18 protein-coding genes are annotated in these 19828 nt (G+C 72.7%); 5 read left to right on the top strand and 13 right to left on the bottom strand.

Annotated elements, in window-relative coordinates; genetic code table 11:
- Positions 1–17 precede the first annotated feature (17 nt).
- The gene (locus ABZ562_RS16430) at positions 18–1253 is read right to left on the bottom strand and encodes a family 10 glycosylhydrolase (protein ID WP_361479171.1); all 1236 of its coding nucleotides are present in this window, start codon (positions 1251–1253) and stop codon (positions 18–20) included.
- 182 nt (positions 1254–1435) lie between these two features.
- On the opposite strand from ABZ562_RS16430, the gene ABZ562_RS16425 reads away from it, so the two are divergent.
- The 3 genes from ABZ562_RS16425 (at position 1436) to ABZ562_RS16415 (ending at position 5183) form a co-directional block, all read left to right on the top strand.
- Positions 1436–3757, top strand: a complete 2322-nt coding sequence (locus ABZ562_RS16425; RefSeq protein ID WP_361479169.1) for a xyloglucanase — start codon at positions 1436–1438, stop codon at positions 3755–3757.
- A 141-nt stretch (positions 3758–3898) separates the two neighbouring features.
- Positions 3899–4759, top strand: a complete 861-nt coding sequence (locus ABZ562_RS16420; protein ID WP_055557466.1) for a 3-hydroxybutyryl-CoA dehydrogenase — start codon at positions 3899–3901, stop codon at positions 4757–4759.
- 166 nt (positions 4760–4925) lie between these two features.
- Positions 4926–5183, top strand: a complete 258-nt coding sequence (locus ABZ562_RS16415) for a hypothetical protein (RefSeq protein ID WP_361479167.1) — start codon at positions 4926–4928, stop codon at positions 5181–5183.
- Positions 5184–5232: 49 nt separating this feature from the next.
- Here ABZ562_RS16415 and ABZ562_RS16410 read toward each other — a convergent pair whose 3' ends face one another.
- The 10 genes from ABZ562_RS16410 to infC all read right to left on the bottom strand — a co-directional run bounded on the left by ABZ562_RS16410 (position 5233) and on the right by infC (position 16182).
- Positions 5233–5763 carry an NUDIX hydrolase gene (locus ABZ562_RS16410; protein WP_055557464.1) on the bottom strand — a complete coding sequence of 177 codons (531 nt, stop codon included), beginning with the start codon at positions 5761–5763 and terminating at the stop codon, positions 5233–5235.
- A 94-nt stretch (positions 5764–5857) separates the two neighbouring features.
- The gene (locus ABZ562_RS16405) at positions 5858–7195 is read right to left on the bottom strand and encodes a transcriptional regulator (protein WP_361479164.1); all 1338 of its coding nucleotides are present in this window, start codon (positions 7193–7195) and stop codon (positions 5858–5860) included.
- A 28-nt stretch (positions 7196–7223) separates the two neighbouring features.
- Positions 7224–8207 carry a PP2C family protein-serine/threonine phosphatase gene (locus ABZ562_RS16400; protein WP_361479162.1) on the bottom strand — a complete coding sequence of 328 codons (984 nt, stop codon included), beginning with the start codon at positions 8205–8207 and terminating at the stop codon, positions 7224–7226.
- 160 nt (positions 8208–8367) lie between these two features.
- Complete coding sequence (gene pheT, locus ABZ562_RS16395) at positions 8368–10893, bottom strand: phenylalanine--tRNA ligase subunit beta (protein WP_361479160.1); 2526 nt, start codon at positions 10891–10893, stop codon at positions 8368–8370.
- A complete protein-coding gene (gene pheS / locus ABZ562_RS16390) occupies positions 10893–12014 on the bottom strand; it encodes a phenylalanine--tRNA ligase subunit alpha (protein ID WP_361479157.1) in 1122 nt (373 codons plus the stop codon). Before pheS ends, pheT begins: the two co-directional genes overlap by 1 nt.
- Before the next feature lie 185 nt (positions 12015–12199).
- The gene (locus tag ABZ562_RS16385) at positions 12200–13408 is read right to left on the bottom strand and encodes an ATP-binding protein (RefSeq protein WP_361479154.1); all 1209 of its coding nucleotides are present in this window, start codon (positions 13406–13408) and stop codon (positions 12200–12202) included.
- 41 nt (positions 13409–13449) lie between these two features.
- Positions 13450–14283: an RNA methyltransferase gene (locus tag ABZ562_RS16380; protein ID WP_361479151.1), complete on the bottom strand. Its 834-nt coding sequence runs from the start codon at positions 14281–14283 to the stop codon at positions 13450–13452.
- Positions 14284–14715: 432 nt separating this feature from the next.
- On the bottom strand, positions 14716–15099 hold the full coding sequence (gene rplT, locus ABZ562_RS16375; protein ID WP_009713826.1) for a 50S ribosomal protein L20: 384 nt from the start codon (positions 15097–15099) through the stop codon (positions 14716–14718).
- A gap of 105 nt (positions 15100–15204) precedes the next feature.
- The gene (rpmI, locus tag ABZ562_RS16370; RefSeq protein WP_361479148.1) at positions 15205–15399 is read right to left on the bottom strand and encodes a 50S ribosomal protein L35; all 195 of its coding nucleotides are present in this window, start codon (positions 15397–15399) and stop codon (positions 15205–15207) included.
- 153 nt (positions 15400–15552) lie between these two features.
- On the bottom strand, positions 15553–16182 hold the full coding sequence (gene infC / locus ABZ562_RS16365; protein ID WP_361479362.1) for a translation initiation factor IF-3: 630 nt from the start codon (positions 16180–16182) through the stop codon (positions 15553–15555).
- A gap of 432 nt (positions 16183–16614) precedes the next feature.
- On the opposite strand from infC, the gene ABZ562_RS16360 reads away from it, so the two are divergent.
- Positions 16615–16986 carry a DUF1844 domain-containing protein gene (locus tag ABZ562_RS16360; protein WP_361479145.1) on the top strand — a complete coding sequence of 124 codons (372 nt, stop codon included), beginning with the start codon at positions 16615–16617 and terminating at the stop codon, positions 16984–16986.
- A 27-nt stretch (positions 16987–17013) separates the two neighbouring features.
- Here the strand turns inward: ABZ562_RS16360 and ABZ562_RS16355 are convergent, their stop codons facing one another.
- Together ABZ562_RS16355 and ABZ562_RS16350 are read right to left on the bottom strand one after the other, a co-directional pair.
- A complete protein-coding gene (locus ABZ562_RS16355; RefSeq protein ID WP_361479142.1) occupies positions 17014–17811 on the bottom strand; it encodes an aquaporin in 798 nt (265 codons plus the stop codon).
- 140 nt (positions 17812–17951) lie between these two features.
- Complete coding sequence (locus ABZ562_RS16350; RefSeq protein ID WP_361479139.1) at positions 17952–18734, bottom strand: SseB family protein; 783 nt, start codon at positions 18732–18734, stop codon at positions 17952–17954.
- A 96-nt stretch (positions 18735–18830) separates the two neighbouring features.
- Between ABZ562_RS16350 and ABZ562_RS16345 the strand changes: the two genes are divergently transcribed.
- Positions 18831–19826 (top strand): serine hydrolase, encoded by a 996-nt coding sequence (locus ABZ562_RS16345; protein ID WP_361479136.1) that lies wholly within the window; start codon positions 18831–18833, stop codon positions 19824–19826.
- The last annotated feature ends 2 nt before the right edge of the window (positions 19827–19828 follow it).

The raw sequence follows: 19828 nt of genomic DNA, 5'->3' as shown, positions 1-19828 counted from the left end.
CCGGCCGCGAGCCGGGCTCAGCGAGGCGGACGTACCCGGGACGGATAGTGGTCGGCGACCACGCGCGCCATGGCGCCGTTGCGGTCGGCGGCCACTTCCTTCGCCGAGAAGTACACGTTCCCCCGCACCTGCGGATACCCCGCGCAGAGCGTGAGGTGGCGGGACAGCTCCGCCGGGTCCTGCCAGGGCGCGGGCTGGGCCGGATCGCCCGCCTTGTACAGCGCCTCGCCGATGAAGAGGCCGACGCCGGTGCCCCGCACCACCTCCGCCCACCAGGGCACGAGGGTGGCGTAGTCGGCTGCGGCGAAGCCGATGTTCCAGTACACCTGCGGGACGACGTAGTCGATCCAGCCCTCCCGCACCCAGCGCCGGGTGTCCGCGTACAGGTCGTCGTAGGTCTGCACCCCGGCCCGGGTGTCGGAGCCGAGCGGATCGGTGGCACGGTTGCGCCACACGCCGAAGGGGCTGATGCCGAACCGCACGCCCCGCCGCAGCCGCTTGATACGTGCGGCGGTCTCCCGCACCAGCAGGTCGATGTTGTTCCGCCGCCAGGCGGCCCGGTCGGGGAAGCCCGCGCCGTGGCGCGCGTACGCCGCGTCGTCGTCGAAGACCTGGCCCGCCACCGGATAGGGGTAGAAGTAGTCGTCCCAGTGGACGGCGTCGATGTCATAGCGCGCGACCGCGTGCAGCATCGCGTCCTGGACGAAGCGGCGGACCTCGGGCAGCCCGGGGTTGTAGTAGAGCTTGCCGCCGTAACCCACGACCCACTCGGGGTGCACCCGGGCCGGATGGGTGGGCAGCAGTCTGCCCGGGTCGGCGTGGTTCGCGACGCGGTACGGGTTGAACCAGGCGTGCAGCTCCAGGCCGCGCCGGTGCGCCTCGCGCACCGCGGTGCCCAGCGGGTCCCAGCCCGGGTCCTGGCCCTGCGTCCCGGTCAGCCACTCCGACCAGGGCTCGTACGGGGACGGCCACAGCGCGTCGGCGGTGGGCCGGACCTGGAAGACGACCGCGTTGAGCCGCCGCTCGACGGCGGTGTCGAGGAAGGCCAGCAGCGAGGCCCGCTGCTCGGCGGCGGGAAGTCCGGGGCGCGCGGGCCAGTCGCGGTTCGCGACCGTGGCCAGCCACATCCCCCGGAACTCACGTCCGTGCCCCCGCCCCTCCGCCGCCGCCTCGCCCGGCCAGGCGGCCGTGGCCAGCGCCCCGGCGGCCGCGGCCGTCACGCTCCGTCGTGTGATGCCCGTGATCCGACCCATGCCCACTCCTCACTGAGGCGCAACTCCAGCCGATGATGGGCGGCTTGGGGGCGGGCGGCAATGGGTACCCCGTGACTTCACTCTTCTCGCACGGCCATCCGGCCGTTAACATCAAGAGCACGCACGCATGGGAGCGCTCCCAAATCACACCTCACACCCCCACGCCCGGAGAGGAAGTTCCCGTGCGCAGCAGAGGCAGGAGAACCCCGCTCGGCGCGCTCATGGCCGCGCTGGCACTCGTCGGCGGATTACTCACCGCGGCCGCCGCCCCCGCGGCGGCCCGCCCCGACGACTCCCCCACCACCCCGGCCGGAAGCGCGGCCGACAGCTACAGCTGGAAGAACGTCCGCATCGACGGCGGCGGATTCGTCCCCGGCATCGTCTTCAACCGCAAGGAGAAGAACCTCGCCTACGCCCGCACCGACATCGGCGGCGCGTACCGCTGGGACCAGTCCGGAAAGCGGTGGGTGCCGCTGCTGGACTCGGTGGGCTGGGACCACTGGGGCTGGACCGGCGTGGTCAGCCTGGCCAGCGACCCGGTCGCGCCGAACAAGGTGTACGCGGCGGCCGGTACGTACACCAACAGCTGGGACCCGGGCAACGGCGCGGTCCTGCGCTCCTCCGACCGGGGCGCCACGTGGCAGGCGGCCACGCTCCCCTTCAAGCTCGGCGGCAACATGCCGGGCCGTGGCATGGGCGAACGGCTGGCGGTCGACCCGAACCGCAACAGCGTGCTGTACCTCGGCGCGCCCAGCGGCAACGGCCTGTGGCGCTCCACCGACTCCGGGGTCAGCTGGTCGAAGGTGACCGCCTTCCCCAACCCCGGCACTTACGTCCAGGACCCGAACGACACCAGCGGCTACGCGAGCGACAACCAGGGCGTGGTGTGGGTGACGTTCGACGAGCGCACCGGCTCCTCCGGCAACGCCACGAAGACCATCTACGTGGGCGTGGCCGACAAGGACAACACGGTCTACCGCTCGACCGACGCGGGCGCCACCTGGTCGCGGCTGGCCGGACAGCCCACCGGCTACCTCTCCCACAAGGGCGTCCTGGACGCGAAGAACGGCTACCTGTACCTCACCACGAGCGACAAGGGCGGCCCGTACGACGGCGACAAGGGCCAGGTGTGGCGGTATACGACCGCCACCGGCGAGTGGAAGAACATCAGCCCCATGGCCGAGGCCGACACCTCCTTCGGCTACAGCGGGCTCACCGTGGACCGCCAGAAGCCCGGCACCCTCATGGTGACCGGCTACAGCTCCTGGTGGCCGGACACCCAGATCTTCCGCTCCACCGACTCCGGCGCCACCTGGACCCGCGCCTGGGACTACACCACCTACCCGAACCGGTCCTTCCGCTACACCCAGGACATCTCCTCCGTCCCCTGGCTGTCCTTCGGCACCAACCCGACGCCGCCCGAGGTCACCCCGAAACTGGGCTGGATGACCGAGGCGCTGGAGATCGACCCGTTCGACTCCAACCGGATGATGTACGGCACCGGCGCGACGGTCTACGGCACCGAGAACCTGACCGCGTGGGACTCCGGCGGCCAGGCGAAGATCACGCCGATGGTGAAGGGCCTGGAGGAGACCGCGGTCAACGACCTGGCCAGCCCGCCGTCCGGCGCCCCGCTGCTGAGCGCGCTCGGCGACATCGGCGGCTTCCGCCACACCGATCTCGACGCGGTGCCCGCGAAGATGTACGCCTCGCCGTCGTTCACCACGACCACCAGCCTGGACTACGCCGAGAGCAGCCCGAACACCGTGGTGCGGGTGGGCAACAACGACACCGCCCCGCGCGTCGCCTTCTCCACCGACAACGGCGCCAACTGGTTCCAGGGCACCGAGCCGCCCGGCGTCACCGGCGGCGGCACGGTGGCCGCGGCGGCGGACGGCAGCGGCTTCGTCTGGAGCCCCGACGGTGCGTCGGCCGTCTACCGCACCACCGGCTTCGGCAACTCCTGGACGGCCTCCAGCGGCATCCCGGCCGGGGCGGTGGTCGAGTCCGACCGCAAGAACCCGAAGAAGTTCTACGGCTACAAGTCCGGCACCTTCTACGTGAGCACCGACGGCGGCGCCACCTTCACCGCCAAGGCGTCCTCCGGGCTGCCCGCCGAGAGCGTGCGCTTCAAGGCGGTACCGGGCGCGGAGGGCGACATCTGGCTCGCGGGCGGCACCGCGAACGGCGCGTACGGGCTGTGGCACTCCACGGACTCCGGCGCGACCTTCACCAAGCTGCCGGGCGTCCAGCAGGCCGACACCATCGGCTTCGGCAAGGCCGCCCCCGGCGCCTCGTACCAGACGCTCTACACCAGCGCGAAGATCGGCGGGGTGCGCGGCATCTTCCGCTCCACCGACGCCGGGAAGAGCTGGACCCGGATCAACGACGACACGCGTCAGTGGGGCTGGACCGGCGCCACCATCACCGGCGACCCACGGGTCTACGGCCGGGTCTACGTCGGCACGAACGGCCGCGGGATCCTGCGCGGGGACGTGTCGTAACGGACCCATCAGCACACCGTGAACACGGGCGGGCCGGGGCGTGCCAATGCGGCCCCGGCCCGTCCGCCGCGCCTAACCGGGAGGTAACGTCTGGTCGGCAGGGGGAGCACAGACGACAACCAGCTCAGCGAAAGGCACGATGTGACCGACATCGAACGCGTCGGAGTAGTGGGCTGCGGCCAGATGGGAGCGGGCATCGCGGAGGTGTGTGCGCGATCCGGCCTGGAGGTCAAGGTCGCCGAGACCACCGGCGAGGCTCTGGAGATCGGCCGCACCCGCCTGACCACCTCTCTCGACAAGGCCGCCGCCCGCGGCAAGATCACCGAGGAGGAGCGGGACGCGACGCTGGAGCGGCTGAGCTTCACCACGGACCTCGGGGAGTTCGCCGACCGCGATCTGGTCATCGAGGCCGTCGTCGAGAGCGAGCAGATCAAGACGCAGATCTTCCAGGTCCTGGACCAGGTGGTGACCCGCCCGGACGCCATCCTCGCCTCGAACACCTCGTCCATCCCGCTGGTCAAGCTGGCCGTCGCGACCTCCCGCCCGGACCAGGTCATCGGCATCCACTTCTTCAACCCGGCCCCGGTGCAGTCGCTGGTCGAGCTGATCCCGGCGCTCACCACCGGTGAGGAGACCATCAAGCGGTCCGAGGCGCTGGTCGAGGGCATGCTCGGCAAGCACGCGATCCACGCCCTGGACCGGGCCGGTTTCGTCGTCAACGCGCTGCTGATCCCGTATCTGCTGTCCGCCATCCGGATGTTCTCCTCCGGTGTCGCCACCCGCGAGGACATCGACAACGGCATGGAGATGGGCTGCGCCCATCCGATGGGCCCGCTCAAGCTGTCCGACCTGATCGGCCTGGACACCATCGCGGCCATCGCCGACTCGATGTACTCCGAGTACAAGGAGCCGCTGTACGCCGCTCCCCCGCTGCTGCTGCGCATGGTCGACGCGGGCCGGCTGGGCCGCAAGACGGGCTCGGGCTTCTACGAGTACGCGTAGGCGTACTCGTACGGGTAGGCACTCCGGTGGCGACGCCGTTCGCACGGGGTGTGCGCCGGTGACTCACACACAATCCCCACACACTCTCCCGCGCCGCCCGGTCACGCGGTTGACTCGGAGCGTGAACAGTGCAGCACGGACGTACATCCGGAAGGGGAGCAAACCCGTGACCACCGAGCCCGAGCAGACCGCGTTAGCCGTGGAGCTCGCGGAACTCCGCCGGAGCGTCGATGTGGGCTTCGCCCGCGTCGACGGCCGGCTCATCCTGCACGACCACCGCGGAGAGCAGACGGAGGAGGAACTGGACCAACTGGCCGGGCGCATGCGCGTCCTGGAGCACGGACGCTGGCCGTTGCCCTCCATCGCCGCTCTGACGGGGGTATCCGCGCTGGCGCTGGCGGTGTGGCAGGCAGCGGGACACTAGCCGTTCCCGGCCAGTACCCCGCGGCCTGCCGTGGTCCGCGCGGTGGGGCTCAGCCCAGGCGGATGTGGTGGAGCAGCAGCAGGGCAGCCGCCATGTTCGCCGCGGGCACCTCACCGCGCGCGACCAGATCGGGCACCAGCTTCAGCGGAACCCATTCGCGGCGGTCCGACTCGAAGTCGTCCTCCGGGGGGCCGACGTACTCGGCCTCCTCGGCCCAGTAGATGTGGTGCCGGGCATCGGTGAGCCCGTTGGACGGCTCCACGGACAGCAGATGGCGCAGCGGACCGGGGCGCCAGCCGGTCTCCTCCTCCATCTCGCGCGCCGCCGCGATCTCGATGTCCTCACCGTCCTCGACGACCCCCGCGGCCAGTTCCCAGCCCCAGTTGTCGGTGATGAAACGGTGCCGCCACAGCAGCAGGACTTCGTTCGCCTCGTTGACGACCGTCGCCACGGCCACCGGCCGCAGCCGGATCAGATAGTGATCCAGATGACGGCCGTCGGGGAGTCTGACGTCGGCGAGGTTGACCCGGAACCATCGGTTCTCGTACACGGTCTGCTCCGTGAGATTCTTCCATCGCACTGGTCGGCCACCTTCCGTCGGAGAGATGGCAATCCTCGCGGCCAACCGCTGGCGAGAGCGCGGCCACGGGAAGGGGCCGCGGCGGCGGCCACGGTCAGAGCGGAACGCGCAGGGCCCCGTCGATGAGTTCGGCGGCCTCGTGCGTCGCGGCGCACTCGCTGACGGCCAGGTGTTCACGTACCGCGCGGAGCCGGTCGCGTAACCTCTGGGATTCCATGCCCCGGGCCCTTTCGGTCATCTCGACCGCGGTGGCGCCCGCCCGGTCCGCGTCTCCCTGTCGCAGTTCGATGTGGGTGAGCATGGCGAGCCGGTGCACCCGGCCCCGGTCGTGGGTGGGCGTGCCGACCGCCGCGGTGGCGTGTTCCCGGGCGGCGCCGAGGTCACCGAGGCTGAGCAGCGCCTCCGCCACCTGGATGTTGACCAGGCCCGGCTGCACATAGCCGGTCTCGTCGGGCTCCTGGCCGGGTCTGATCCGGTCGGCGGCCGTCTCGGCACGCCGGATGCAGGCCAGCGCGCTGTGCCCGTCGCCGAGCCGCGCGTAGGACTTGGCCTGCATCGCGTACAGGTCGGCGGCGAGCGCCGGGGTGATCTGGGCCCCCGCGGCGCGCAGCGCCGATTCGGCGAAGGCGACGGCCTGCCGGTACTCCTTCATGAACAGGGACTGGGTGACGAGCAGCGCTATCACATACGCGCCAAGTCCCCGGTCGCCGCTGGCCTTGGCGAGCCGCAGCGCCTGGTGGAAGTAGCGCTGGGCCAGGCCGTGGGCGTTGGAGTCGTACGCGCAGATCCCGGCGATGGCGACCAGTCCGCCGGTCGCCCGGTGCAGCTGGCGGCCCATGTCGTCGGCGTAGGCGCCGCGCAGCAGGGGCGCGGTCTCGGAGTTGAGGAAGCCGACGACGCGGGCTCTGGTCGCGACGCCGCCGGCCTTGCGGTACATCTGCTCGTAGTGGGCGCGGGCGGCGCGCAGCGTCTCGATGTCGGTCATGGACACGCGCGTGAGGCCGTGACGGGAGACGTCGGAGTCCTCCGGCGGGTTCTCCCACTCCCACACCGGGATCACGGCGGGTGTGCCGGTGACCGCGGGGGCTCCTATGACGTGCGGGCGCTGCTGTTCGTCGGAGCGCCACAGCGCGGTGGCGCGCTCGACGAAGCCGGACAGCGAGGTGGCGGGGGCGCGCGGGGTGCCGGGGGTGCCGAGTCCGATGTCGTCGAGGGTGAGGGCGCGGTGCAGCCGCTCGCCGAGCACCTCGCAGATGAGGTCCGGCACTTGGCCGCGCGGCCGCTGCCCCTTCAGCCAGCGGGCGACCGCGGTGTGTTCGTACCGCAGCTTCATGCCGCGGGCCCGGCCCGCCTCGTTGATGTGCGCGGCCAGACCGGCGTGGGAGATTCCGGCCTCGTCGAGTACGGAGTCGAGCAGTGTGTTGGGCTCCATGTCGCCCTCCCGGTGGACTCTGCGCCTCTCAGCGTAGTGAAGTCCGTTTCACACGGGGTGTGAAGCTCGCGGGCAGCGGGCAGCGGTCGTTGCGCAGCGCCACCAGGGCGATGTCGTCGGCGAGCCGGCCTCCGGTGTGGCGCAGCACAGCCGTCCGCACCGCCGCGACGACGGCCGCGGGGATGATGGGGCCGCTGCCCGCGGCCTCGCCGAGTGCGTGGCGCAGCGGGAAGAACGTGCCGTGCGCGTCGCGCGCGTCCTCGGCCCCGTCGGTGTGCAGGACCAGCGCGTCCCCGGGGCGCAGCGCGGTGCAGCGGGCCAGGGGCAGTTCGGCGGGCAGCGGGAAGAGGCCGAGCGGGGGCAGGACCTCACCGGGCGTGGTCTGCCGGGCCAACGCCGGTCCCACGGGCTGCTCGTGGAGCCGGTACGGCCAGGGGTGGCCGCAGTTGAGCGCGGTCACCTCGCCGCCGGGGCCGATCTCCAGCAGCAGGACGGTCACGAACTCCTCGCCGCGGTCGTCGCCGAGGTGGCGCCGCAGCGCCCGGTCCAGCCTCCTGAGGACACCGGCGAGTTCGGGCTCCTCGTGCGCCGCCTCGCGGAAGCTGCCGAGCACGGCGGCGACGGTGCCGATGGCGGCGAGGCCGTGGCCGCGTACGTCCCCGATGACGGCGCGGACGCCGTGCGCGGTGGCCAGCACCTCGTACAGGTCGCCGCCGAGCGCGGCGCCGCGGCTGGCCGACAGACAGCCGCCCGCCACCTCGATCCCCTCCAGCCGGGACGGCAGCGGCCGCAGCACCACCTCCTGCGCGGCGGCGGCCACTTCGCGGGCCCGCTCCAGCTCGCGGACCAGCCGGGAGCGGCGGGCCCGGACCGCGTACGCGAGGGGGAGGACGGCGGCCAGCAGCGGACCGCAGAGCCCGTGCCACCGCGATACGAGCACACAGCAGAGCAGCCACACCCCCGTCAGCACGAGCCCGAGCTTCCTACCGCACACCGCCCTGGTCCCGATCATGCGTCGCCCCCACTCGCAGCCACCGGAACGATTCTCGCGACAGCGACTGCCAAAAGGACCACCCCCCCTCCGATTCCCACCCGATCGTGTGAAACCCGGCAACGAAACGCCGAAGGGGCGCACCCCGTAGCGGGATGCGCCCCTTTCGCGGGGTACGGCGTCAGGCGCCGCGCAGGGTGGCGCCGGTGCGCTCGGCCGCCACGGCCACCGCGGCGTCGCGGGCCACCGCGACCTCGTCGGCGGTCAGGGTCCGGTCCGGGGCGCGGAAGCGCAGCGCGTACGCCAGGGACTTCTTGCCCTCGCCCAGCTGTTCGCCGGTGAAGACGTCGAACAGCCGCAGCGATTCGAGCAGTTCGCCCGCGCCCTCGCGCAGCGCCTTCTCGACGTCGGCCGCGGCGGCCGAGTCGTCGACCACCAGGGCGACGTCCTGGGTGGCCACCGGGAAGGCGGACACGTGCGGGGACGTCACCGGGCCGGTGCCCGCCCGCTGCAGGCGGTCCAGCTCGATCTCCATCGCACAGGTGCGCTCCGGGAGGCCGAGCGCCTTGGTGACGCGCGGGTGCAGCTCACCTGCGTTGCCGACGAGGATCTCCTCGCCGTCGACGACGGCGAGCAGCGCGGCGCAGCGGCCCGGGTGCCAGGGGTCCTGCTGGTCCTGGCGGACGATCAGCTCGACGCCCGCCTCGCGCGCCACGGTACGGCCTGCCTCGACGGCGTCGGCCCAGCTGACCGGGATGCCCTTGCCCCACCAGCCGGCCTGCTGCCGGTCGCCCGCGAGGACGACGGCGGCGCGCCGCGGCTGGCTCGGGAGGGCGGCGTCGAGCTGGGCGATCTCCTCGTCCGTCGGCCGGTGGTCGACGGGGAGGCGGACGGCCGGGGGCTCGTCGCCGGTGGCGCGGAAGACCAGGCCGGTCTCGAAGAGCGCGAGGTCGTGCTCACCACGTCCGGCGTTGCGGCGCAGCGCGGCGAGCAGTCCGGGCAGCAGGGTGGTGCGCAGCGCGGGCTCGGCGTCGGAGAGCGGGTTGACCAGGCGGACCAGGTCGCGCCGCGGGTCGTCGGCGGCGAGGCCGAGCTGGTTCAGCACCTCCTCGCCGATGAACGGGTAGTTCAGCGCCTCGACGTAACCGGCCCCGGCCAGCGCCCGGCCGACCCGGCGGTGCAGCCGCTGACGCTCGGTCAGCCCGCGGCCGGAGGGGGGGTGCGGCAGGGTGGAGGGCAGGTTCTCGTAGCCCTCCAGCCGGATGACCTCCTCGGCGAGGTCGTTCGGGTCGCGCAGGTCGGGCCGCCAGCTGGGCACGGTGACGGTGAGGTCGTCCGCGCCGTAGACGTCGCAGCCGATCTGCTGGAGGCGCCGCACCACGGTCTCGCGGCCGTACGCCACGCCCGCGACCCGGTCCGGGTGGTCGGCGCGCAGCGTGATGGTGTGCGGGGCGCCGGGCGAGATGATCTCGGTGACGCCCGCCTCGGCGGTGCCGCCCGCGAGCAGCACCAGCAGGTCGACGGTGCGCTGGGCGGCCGCGGAGGCGGCCTCGGGGTCGACGCCGCGCTCGAACCGCCGGGACGCCTCGGAGGACAGCTTGTGGCGGCGGGCGGTGCGGGCGATCGGGACCGGGGCGAAGTGCGCGGCCTCGATGACGACGTCGGTGGTGCCCTGGATCCGGCCGGTCTCGGGATCGGCGACGGCGTCGGCGATCTCGGTGTTGGCGCCGCCCATGACTCCGGCGAGGCCGATCGGCCCGCTGTCGTCGGTGATGACCAGGTCCTCGGCGTCCAGGACGCGCTGGGTGCCGTCGAGGGTGGTGAGCTTCTCGCCCGGCTCGGCGCGGCGTACGCCGATCGTGCCCGTGACCCGGGAGCGGTCGTAGGCGTGCAGCGGCTGGCCGATCTCCAGCATCACATAGTTGGTGACGTCGACGGCCAGCGAGACGGGCCGCAGGCCCGCCTTCTGGAGCCGGCGCCGCAGCCAGATCGGGGAGTGCGCCTCGGGGTCGAGCCCGGTGACCGTACGGGCGGTGAAGCGGTCGCAGCCGACCGGGTCGGCGACCTTGACCGGGTAGCCGTGGCTGTTGGGCGCGGGCACGTCCAGCAGGGCCGGGTCGCGCAGCGGCAGCTCGTAGGCGATGCCGGTCTCCCGGGCGATGCCGCGCATGGACAGGCAGTAGCTGCGGTCGGGGGTGACCGCGATGTCCAGGACCTCGTCGACGAGCTGCAGCAGCTCGATCGCGTCGGTGCCGGCCTCGTGCTCCGGCGGCAGCACGATGATGCCGTCATGGTCGTCGGACATGCCCAGCTCGGCGGCGGAGCAGATCATGCCCTCGGAGGTCTTGCCGTAGGTCTTGCGCGCGGAGATCGCGAAGCCGCCGGGCAGTTCGGCGCCGGGCAGCACGACGACGACCTTGTCGCCGACCGCGAAGTTCCGGGCGCCGCAGACGATGTTCTGCGGCTCGCCGGTGCCGTTGGCCTGGCCGACGTCGACCTGGCAGTAGCGGATGGGCTTCTTGAACCCCTCCAGTTCCTCGATGGCCAGCACCTGGCCGACCACCAGGGGGCCCTTGAGACCGGCGCCGAGCTGCTCGACCGTCTCGACCTCCAGGCCGGCGGCGACGAGTTTGGCCTGCACGTCGCGGCCGGTCTCACCGGCCGGCAGGTCGACGTATTCCCGCAGCCACGAAAGCGGGACCCGCATCAGATCTCCATCCCGAAGGGCCGGGTGAAGCGCACGTCACCCTCGACCATGTCTCGCATGTCTTCCACGTTGTGCCGGAACATCAGCATCCGCTCGATGCCGAAGCCGAAGGCGAACCCGCTGTACTTCTCCGGGTCGACGCCGCAGGCGATGAGCACCCGCGGGTTGACCATGCCGCAGCCGCCCAGCTCGATCCAGCCCTCGCTGGAGCAGGTGCGGCACGGGCGGTCCGGGTTGCCGACGGACTCGCCGCGGCACACGTAGCACCGCATGTCCATCTCGGCGGACGGCTCGGTGAACGGGAAGAAGTTCGGCCGCAGCCGGGTGGTCATGCCCTCGCCGAACAGCGCCCGCACCATGTGGTCGAGGGTGCCCTTGAGGTCGGCCATGGTCAGGCCCTCGTCGATGGCCAGCAGCTCGACCTGGCTGAAGACGGGGGTGTGGGTGGCGTCCAGCTCGTCGGTGCGGAAGGTGCGCCCCGGGCAGATCACGTAGATCGGCGGCGTGCGCTCGATCATCGACCGGATCTGCACCGGCGAGGTGTGGGTGCGCAGCACCACCCCGGAGGGCTCCCCCTCCTCGGCGCCCCGCACGAAGAAGGTGTCCTGCATCTCCCGGGCGGGGTGGTCCGGCGGGAAGTTGAGGGCGTCGAAGTTGAACCACTCGGCCTCGACCTCCGGGCCCTCGGCCACCTCGTAGCCCATGGCCACGAAGACGTCCTCGATGCGCTCGGAGAGCGTGGTGATGGGGTGGCGGGCGCCGGCCGGGGTGCGGTCGTACGGCAGGGTGACGTCCACCGCCTCCTCGACCAGCACCCGGGCGTCGCGCTCCGCCTCCAGCTCCGCCTGCCGGGCCTTCAGGGCCTGGGTGACCTGGCCGCGGGCCTGGCCGACGCGCTTGCCCGCGTCCGCCTTGGCGTGCGGCGGCAGGGCGCCGATCTCGCGGTTGGCGAGGGCGAGCGGCGAGCGGTCACCGGTGTGGGCGACCTTCACCTCGCGCAGCGCTTCGAGATCCCCCGCGGCGGCGATGGCGTCCAGCGCCTCGTCCCGCATCCGGGCGATCTCTTCCGGTTTCAGTGCCTCGACCTCGACAGGGTCGTACGACTTATTCGGTGCCGACATCTCTTCCTGTGCTTCCGATTGTCCCCCAGCTACCGCTGGGAGGGGCCCTGAGGCTGCGCGGCCCCGCTCGACGGCTGCGACGCTTGCGACCACATGAGCGACCACAGAGGGACGCCAAAGGTGCCAGGGCCCGAGTCTAAGGGGCGCGGCGGGTCCGCTGTGCCCCGGGAAGCCCGTGGGAACGCTCAGGCCAGGTAGGCCGGGGTGCCCACGGGCAGCGTAAATCGGAACTCGGCGCCGCCCCCGGCGGCCCGGCCTACGGTGATCGTCCCACCGTGCGCCTCGACGATGCCCTTGACGATGTACAGCCCCAGGCCGGTGCCGCCGCGCTTGCTGCCCCGCCAGAAGCGGGTGAAGACGCGGCTCATCGACTCCTCCGGGATGCCCGAGCCTTCGTCGCTCACGGTGATGGCGGTCCTTTCGACGACGGGGCCGTCCGCCGCGGGCCGGTGCGGTGCGGGGGCCACCTCGATGGTGACGGTTCCCTCGCCGTGGCGCACCGCGTTTTCCAGCAGGTTGCCCAGCACCTGGTCGATCTTGTCCGGGTCGGCCCACAGACCGGGCAGCGGGCCCCGCACCTTGATCATGAAGCGTTCGGCGGTGTGCCCGGCCGTGGTGAGCGCCTGCACATGGCGGCGCACGGCGGCCGCGACGTCCACCGGCTGGCGGCGCACCTCCAGCCGGCCGGAGTCGATCCGGGAGATGTCCAGCAGCTCGGCGATCAGGCGGGTGACCCGGTTGGCGTCGGAGTCGACCGTCTCCAGCATCAGCCGCTTCTGGTCGTCGGTGAACCGCTCCCACTTGGCCAGCAGGGTCGCCGTGAAGCCTTTGACGGAGGTCAGCGGGGAGCGCAGCTCGTGCGCCACGGTCGCGATCAGCTCGGCGTGGCTGCGCTCGGTGCGCCGCCGGGCCTCGGTGCCGCGCAGCGAAACGACGAGGCGGCGCACGGGTCCGGTCGGCCGCTCGCGCACGTAGCGGGCCGAGACCAGGACCTCGTGGCCGCCGGGCAACAGCAGATTGCGCTCGGGCTGGCCGACGCGGGTGGCCAGCCCTCCGTACGGATCGGTCAGCGCCCACCAGCGCCGGCCGTCCAGGTCCTCTAACGGGAGCGCGCGCTCCAGCCGCTGGCCGATCGCGTCCGCGGGGCGGATGGCGGTGATGCGGCCCGCCGCCGCGTTGAAGCAGGTGACCCGGCCCGTCTCGTCGGCCACCACCAAGCCGTCGGGCAGATCGTCCGGGTGCAGGCCGAGCGCGCCCAGCGCCTCGTACGGGTCGTGCGCGCCGTGCCCCGTCCCGGGCTCCCGGCGGTCGTGTCCGCCGGGGCCCGGCAGCGTCCGTCCGGGCGCGTGGGCATCGGCCGCAGCCGCCCTGGCGCCGGAGGTCCTGACGTCCATCCCCACACCCCCTCCTGGGCCTCGTGTGGGGGCAAACCCTACTAGGTCCCGGTCACGGAACGGCACCCTGTGGGAGCGCGCTGCGCACGAGCGGAGGCGTAGAGGCACACGGCGGCGGCCGTCGCGAGGTTGAGGCTCTCGGCTCTGCCGTGGATCGGAACGCGCACCACCTCGTCCGCGAGTGCGCGGGTAGCCTCCGGCAGCCCCCAGGCCTCGTTGCCGAAGATCCAGGCGGTGGGCGCGCCGAGGCTGTCGTCGTCCAGCTCCGCGTCCAGGTCGCGCTCCCCCGCCCCGTCCGCGGCCAGCACCCGCGCCCCGGCCTCCTTCAGGCCGCCGACGGCCTCCTCGACGGGTACGCCGGTGGCCACCGGGAGGTGGAAGAGCGAGCCCACGGAGGCGCGCACCGCCTTGGGGTTGTACGGGTCCACGGAGGCGTCCGTGAACACGACCGCGTCCGCCCCTGCGGCGTCCGCGCACCGCAGCACGGTCCCGGCGTTGCCGGGGTCGCGTACGTTCGCCAGGACCGCGACCAGCCGGGGGCGGGCCCGCAGGATCTCCTCGAACGGCGAGTCCAGGAAGCGGCAGAGGCCCACGATGCCCTGGGGGGTGACCGTGTCGGACATCTCCGCGATCACGTCGTCGGACGCGGTGAGGACCGGGACGCGGGCGGCGCGGGCGGCCTCGACGATGCCGGTGTGCCGGGCGGCGGCGTCGGGCGTCGCGTACACCTCGACCAGGTGCGCGATCGCCTCGCGGACGGCCTGCGGGCCCTCCACGATGAACCGGCGCTCCTTGCCGCGGAAGCTGCGCTTGGCGAGCCGTCTGGCCGCGGTCACGCGCGGCGATCGCAGGGACGTCAGCTCGGGGGTCGCCATGGGCTGCGCGCTTTCTCGTGCGGTGTGGTGGTGGCGCGGCGTGGGTCGTCCCCCACCCCGCCCCTTCCCGAACCCGGGGGCAAGCCCCCGGTCTCCCGGGCCCCGGGAACAACAGTCAACCGGCCGCCGCCGGGCAGCAGCACCGCCCGGACCGGCGCCAGCCGGGTCGGAGCGGCGCCCCCGGGCGGCGGGCGCCGTGATGCCCTGGTTGTGGGCAGGCGTTCCGCCAGGGGGCACCTCCCAGCGGTAGCTGGGGGAGGAACGGGTGGGCACAACCCGGCCACCGGGCCGCGCCCGGCGACGAGACCCCAGGGGGCACCGGCGGGACGCCGAACCGGCCACCGGGCCGCCCGGTTACGGAACCGGCGGCGGGGCGCCGACGTGGGCGGGCCCGCAGGTGAGGAATCACCTGCGGGCCCGGTGGCGCGAGGGTCAGGCGGCCTTCGGCGCGTTGACGTCGCTCGGCAGCGCCTTCTGCGCCGCCTCGACCAGCGCGGCGAACGCGTTGGCGTCGTTGACCGCGAGGTCGGCGAGGATCTTGCGGTCCACCTCGATGTTGGCGGCCTTCAGACCCTGGATGAAGCGGTTGTACGTCATGCCGTTGGCGCGGGCAGCGGCGTTGATGCGCTGGATCCACAGCTGCCGGAAGTCGCCCTTGCGCTTCTTGCGGTCGTTGTAGTTGTAGACCAGAGAGTGGGTGACCTGCTCCTTGGCCTTGCGGTACAGGCGGGAGCGCTGGCCCCGGTAGCCGCTGGCCTGCTCGAGGATCGCCCGGCGCTTCTTGTGGGCGTTGACTGCCCGCTTGACGCGTGCCACTTGTTTAACTCCTTGTACGGGGCCGCGGGTGACTCACACGGCCCGGAAACGAATAGGTCCCGGTCGGCCTGACGCGCGCCCCGCCGGTTCGGCGGGGCGGGTGCGTCACTTGCCGAGAAGCTTCTTGATCTTCTTGGCGTCGGCCGGGGCCATCTCGACCTTGCCCTCCAGGCGGCGCGTCAGCGTGGACGGCTTGTGCTCGAGAAGGTGGCGGCGACCGGCGCGCTGGCGCATGACCTTGCCGGAGCCGGTGACCTTGAAACGCTTGCTGGCACCGCTGTGCGTCTTGTTCTTCGGCATGTCGCCGTTCACTCCTCGTCGGGGCGCTGTCCGGGCGGCCCGGGCGCGGCGGGTACCGCGATCCGGCGTTCGGAAGCGTCATGTGTTTCGGTTGGTGTCCGGAACCGGCGGAGGTCCCGGGCGGGGTGGGCGGTCGAGGCTCGCGCCTCGCGGTCACGCCTCGGCGGGTTCCTCGGTGGGCACCTCGGCGGGCTCCTCCGCGTGGCCACCGCCCTGGCGCTCGGCCTTGCGCGCGGCCTGCGCCTCACGGGCTTCGGCCATCGCCTCGGTCTTCTTCTTGTGCGGACCGAGAACCATGATCATGTTTCGGCCGTCCTGCTTGGGGTTGGACTCCACGAAGCCCAGGTCCTGGACGTCCTCGGCGAGCCGCTGCAACAGCCGGAAGCCGAGCTCCGGCCGGGACTGCTCACGGCCGCGGAACATGATCGTGATCTTGACCTTGTCGCCCTGCTTGAGGAACCGGACGACGTGACCCTTCTTGGTGTCATAGTCGTGCGGGTCGATCTTCGGCCGGAGCTTCATCTCCTTGATGACCGTGTGCGCCTGGTTCTTGCGCGCTTCACGGGCCTTCATGGCCGACTCGTATTTGAACTTTCCGTAGTCCATGAGCTTGCAGACCGGCGGGCGAGCGTTCGCCGCCACCTCGACGAGGTCGAGGTCGTACTCCTGCGCAAGCTCCAGGGCCTTGGCAAGCGGCACAATGCCGACCTGCTCGCCACTGGGACCGACGAGTCGCACCTCGGGGACGCGAATCCGGTCGTTGATGCGGGGCTCGGCGCTGATGGATCCTCCTCGGTTGCACCACGCGACCGTCTGGCGGACTGCCGCGTAACGTCTGTTTTGAGACCACCGAGCCGAGAAGCACAAAACGCCCCGGGACGGTACACAGGCGGGGCTCCTCACTGACCGGGAGCACCGCCGCGATGTCACCGCGGGGCGCAGCCTGACCGATGACCTGTCGGCCGTGAGCCGAGAGGTGGGAGTGCGGAGCCTCCACTTGTGGGCCGGACACGCGAGTGACCGGCCGGTCGTTTACCTACGATACCAGGACCCGCGCGGGATGCTCACCGGGCGGTCGCGCGGGTGGGCCGGACGAGGGCCGCCGGGGCCGTCGCCCATGTCACACGGCCGGTTCCCCCGGCCGGTACGAGCGGCCGCCGGGCGGCGTCCTAGGGTGGAGCCCATCATCCACCAGGAAGCGAGCCTTCGACCACCATGAGCGACGCCAACAGCGGGCAGCCCGCCCCCGACTTCGACCGTATGACCCGTGACATCGCGGACGTTCCCGCGGTCGAGGTGATCACGACGGTCGCGGTGCACCTGATGAGCGCCGCGGCGGTGAACCTGGGGCTGGCCGAGGAGGGCCCGCAGCACAAGGACCTGGACGAGGCGCGGAAGCTGATCAACGCGCTCGCCGGTCTCATCACGGCGAGCGCCACCGAGATCAGCTCCTTCCACGCGGCCCCGCTGCGGGACGGCCTCAAGTCGCTGCAGCTCGCCTTCCGTGAGGCGTCGGCCGTCCCGGACGAGCCGGGCCAGGGGCCCGGCGAGAAGTTCACCGGCCCGGTCTTCCGACCGGGGGCGTGACCCCGGTCCTCCGACCGGCGAACCGGGTCACGCCGCCTCCGGTCCCCGCGTCTCGGGGCCGCCCGTCTCGGGGCGGCGCCCGCCGCGCATCCGCCCCCACGGGCCGGGCCGCGGCTGCGTGGCCTGCTCCTCCTCGGCCTGACCCGCCGGGTGGAGGTGGGTGAACCGGTGGGCGACGGCCGCGAGCACCCCGCCGACCATGGGCGCGACCAGGAACAGCCACAGCTGGGAGAGCGCCCCGCCGCCCGCGAACAGCGCCGGGCCGAGGCTGCGCGCCGGGTTCACGGAGGTCCAGGTCAGCGGGATGCCGACCAGGTTGACGGCGGCGAGCGCGAGCCCCACCGGCACCGGTTCGACACCGGCCATCACCAGTTTCCGCGTCACCGTGAGGAAGACGAAGACCAGCAGGAACGTCAGCAGGACCTCGGCGAGGAAGGCCCCGCCCGCGCCGATGCCCACCGGTGACCGGCCGCCGTAGCCGTTGCTGCCGAACGCGTCGTCCGTGCGCAGTCTCGGCACCTGCTTGGCCAGCAGATAGAGCACCGCGGCGCCGACGATCCCGCCGACCAGCTGCGCGATCCAGTACTCGACGGCCCTGCGGACGTCGATCCGCCCGGCCAGCAGCATCCCCAGGGTGACCGCGGGGTTGATGTGGCAGCCCGAGATGCGGCCGAACGCGTAGGCGATCGCGATGAAGAGGAAGCCGAAGGCGAGTGAGATGCCGACGGCGTTGATGTAGTCGCCCGCCAGGACCAGGGAACCGACTCCGAAGAGGACCAGCAGCGCGGTTCCGGTGAACTCCGATACGACCGTTCTCGTCTCCATGGCGTTCTCCTCGCACAGCTCGGACCGCCAGTTGTCCTTATGCATTGTGGGACGTATCGGGGGATTCCGCCTGCCGGTGGCCGTTCCGCCGCAGGTCAGCGGCGGTTTCCAGGGGTCGGTGGCAGCGGCGCGGGCCGGGGTCAGCGACTGAAGAGGGGCTCCCCGGGCACGGTCGCGTCCGGCGGCAGCAGCGCCAGCGTCAGCCCGCGCACCAGCCTGGCCCGCAGGGTCTCATCGGCCGCCAGCGCGCCCGCCACCCGCCGCGCCGTCTCGCGCGCCGGGGCGTGCGGGTCCAGGGCGAGCGCCAGCATGCCGTCGGCGTCCGCGGCCGGGGCCAGATGGGCGCGCACCACCCCCGGTTCGGCGGCCAGCACGGTACGTACCGCCTCGGCGACCGCGGGGTCGGCCAGCGGATCGGCGCTCGTCCGGCCCTCGGCGAGGGCGAGCAGGGCGGGCCCGGTGAGCTGGTACGGCACGGGCCCGGCGAGGTCCAGCACCAGGGTGTCCGCCTTCTCGTGCGCGGCCGCCTCCAGCGCCTGCCGCAGCGGTACGGCGACGGGCCGGGCGTCCGGGCGCCAGCGGGCCAGGGTCTCCAGCGAGGTGAAGGCGGGCAGGGCGCGCCGACCGCCGGGCGCCTCCAGCGTGGGCACGGCCATGTCGCTCGTCTTCTCGCGGCGCAGGCCCGCCCGCCGCCCACCACCACCCTCAGCGGACGCTTCGCGCAGCCCATGGGGCGGCCCCTCTTCCACCTCGCCGAGCAGAGCCACCACCGGGACGAGCAGGCGCGCCCCGGTCAGCGCGGCCAGCACCTCGGGTTCGGCGGTGCGGTCGTCGGACCAGGCGGCGAGCGCCGCGGTCAGGCGGGCGTCGGCGGTGCCGTCGTCGTCGGAGAAGCCGGGGTCGGGAATGTTCTTGAGCGCCACTCCACGAGGGTATCGGGGCCGCCGTGAGGTCTCTCTCATGGGTTGTTCATCACCTTGTGCCCCGTCGCGCGGCGGGGCCGTCTAGCCTCCCCCTCCATGAGCACCGACACGTCAGGGGGGATGGACCGGGGCCGCGGCCCCGGTCACAGAACGCGCCGCCCGGCCGTGATCGCGACCGTGGCGGCGCTCGCGCTGACCCTGCTGGGGTGCGGGGCGGCCACCAGTGCACCGACGAACGCCCGGCTGCGGCCGAGCGCCGGCCCGCGGTGCGCGGCGGGCGACATCCAGGGAGGCGGCGTGGGACGGGTGACCGGGGTCGGGGCGTCCTCGACGGCATCGGCGGCACCGCCCGCCACATCGGCCCGTACGCTGCGCACGGCGCTGACGAACGCGCTGGCCCCGGTGACGCGCGCGTGCGACGGGGAGTTCGCGGTGGCGCTCCTGGACACCCGGTCGGGGGCGAGCGCGACGTACGGCAACCGGCTGTACGACACGGCGAGCATCGTCAAGGTCGGCATCCTGGCGGCGCTGCTGCTCAAGGCGCAGGACGAGCGGCGCGGGCTGACCGCGAAGGAGCGCGACGCCGCCACCGTGATGATCGAGCACAGCGACAACGACGCGGCGACCGCGCTGTGGAAGGCGGTCGGCGGCGCGGACGGGTTCGACGCGGCGCAGCACCGGCTGGGTCTCACGCGTACCCGGGGCGGCCGGGCCGGGCTGTGGGGGCTGACCAGGACCACCGCCGCCGACCAGCTGAAGCTGCTGCGCGCGGTGTTCGGGGACGGCTCGGCGCTGAACGCGGACTCCCGGGCGTACATCCGGAACCTGATGGGGCGGATCACCACCGGCCAGGACTGGGGTGTCTCGGCCGCCGCCGACGCGGGCGCGGGCACGCGGCTGAAGAACGGCTGGCTGCCGCGCAGCACCACCGGGCTGTGGGACGTCAACAGCATCGGCCAGGTCACCGCGAGCGGGCGCACCTATCTGGTGGCGGTGCTGTCCGACGGCAGCAAGAACATGAACACCGGGGTGGCCCTGGTGGAGCAGGCCGCGCGGGCTGCCGTGGGGGCGGCCACCGCGCTGCGGGCGTGAGC

The organism is Streptomyces sp. NPDC019937 (assembly GCF_040631655.1).
In the GTDB taxonomy this organism is placed as follows: Bacteria; Actinomycetota; Actinomycetes; order Streptomycetales; family Streptomycetaceae; genus Streptomyces.
This window is presented reverse-complemented; position numbering and strand designations above follow the sequence as displayed.

Bases quoted from the DNA above. Each gene is read 5' to 3' on its own strand.
- ABZ562_RS16430 (WP_361479171.1), bottom strand. From the start codon at position 1,253: ATGGGTCGGATCACGGGCATCACACGACGGAGCGTGACGGCCGCGGCC.
- ABZ562_RS16405 (WP_361479164.1), bottom strand. From the start codon at position 7,195: ATGGAGCCCAACACACTGCTCGACTCCGTACTCGACGAGGCCGGAATC.
- ABZ562_RS16400 (WP_361479162.1), bottom strand. From the start codon at position 8,207: ATGATCGGGACCAGGGCGGTGTGCGGTAGGAAGCTCGGGCTCGTGCTG.
- pheT (WP_361479160.1), bottom strand. From the start codon at position 10,893: ATGCGGGTCCCGCTTTCGTGGCTGCGGGAATACGTCGACCTGCCGGCC.
- pheS (WP_361479157.1), bottom strand. From the start codon at position 12,014: ATGTCGGCACCGAATAAGTCGTACGACCCTGTCGAGGTCGAGGCACTG.
- ABZ562_RS16385 (WP_361479154.1), bottom strand. From the start codon at position 13,408: ATGGACGTCAGGACCTCCGGCGCCAGGGCGGCTGCGGCCGATGCCCAC.
- ABZ562_RS16380 (WP_361479151.1), bottom strand. From the start codon at position 14,283: ATGGCGACCCCCGAGCTGACGTCCCTGCGATCGCCGCGCGTGACCGCG.
- rpmI (WP_361479148.1), bottom strand. From the start codon at position 15,399: ATGCCGAAGAACAAGACGCACAGCGGTGCCAGCAAGCGTTTCAAGGTC.
- ABZ562_RS16360 (WP_361479145.1), top strand. From the start codon at position 16,615: ATGAGCGACGCCAACAGCGGGCAGCCCGCCCCCGACTTCGACCGTATG.
- ABZ562_RS16355 (WP_361479142.1), bottom strand. From the start codon at position 17,811: ATGGAGACGAGAACGGTCGTATCGGAGTTCACCGGAACCGCGCTGCTG.
- ABZ562_RS16345 (WP_361479136.1), top strand. From the start codon at position 18,831: ATGAGCACCGACACGTCAGGGGGGATGGACCGGGGCCGCGGCCCCGGT.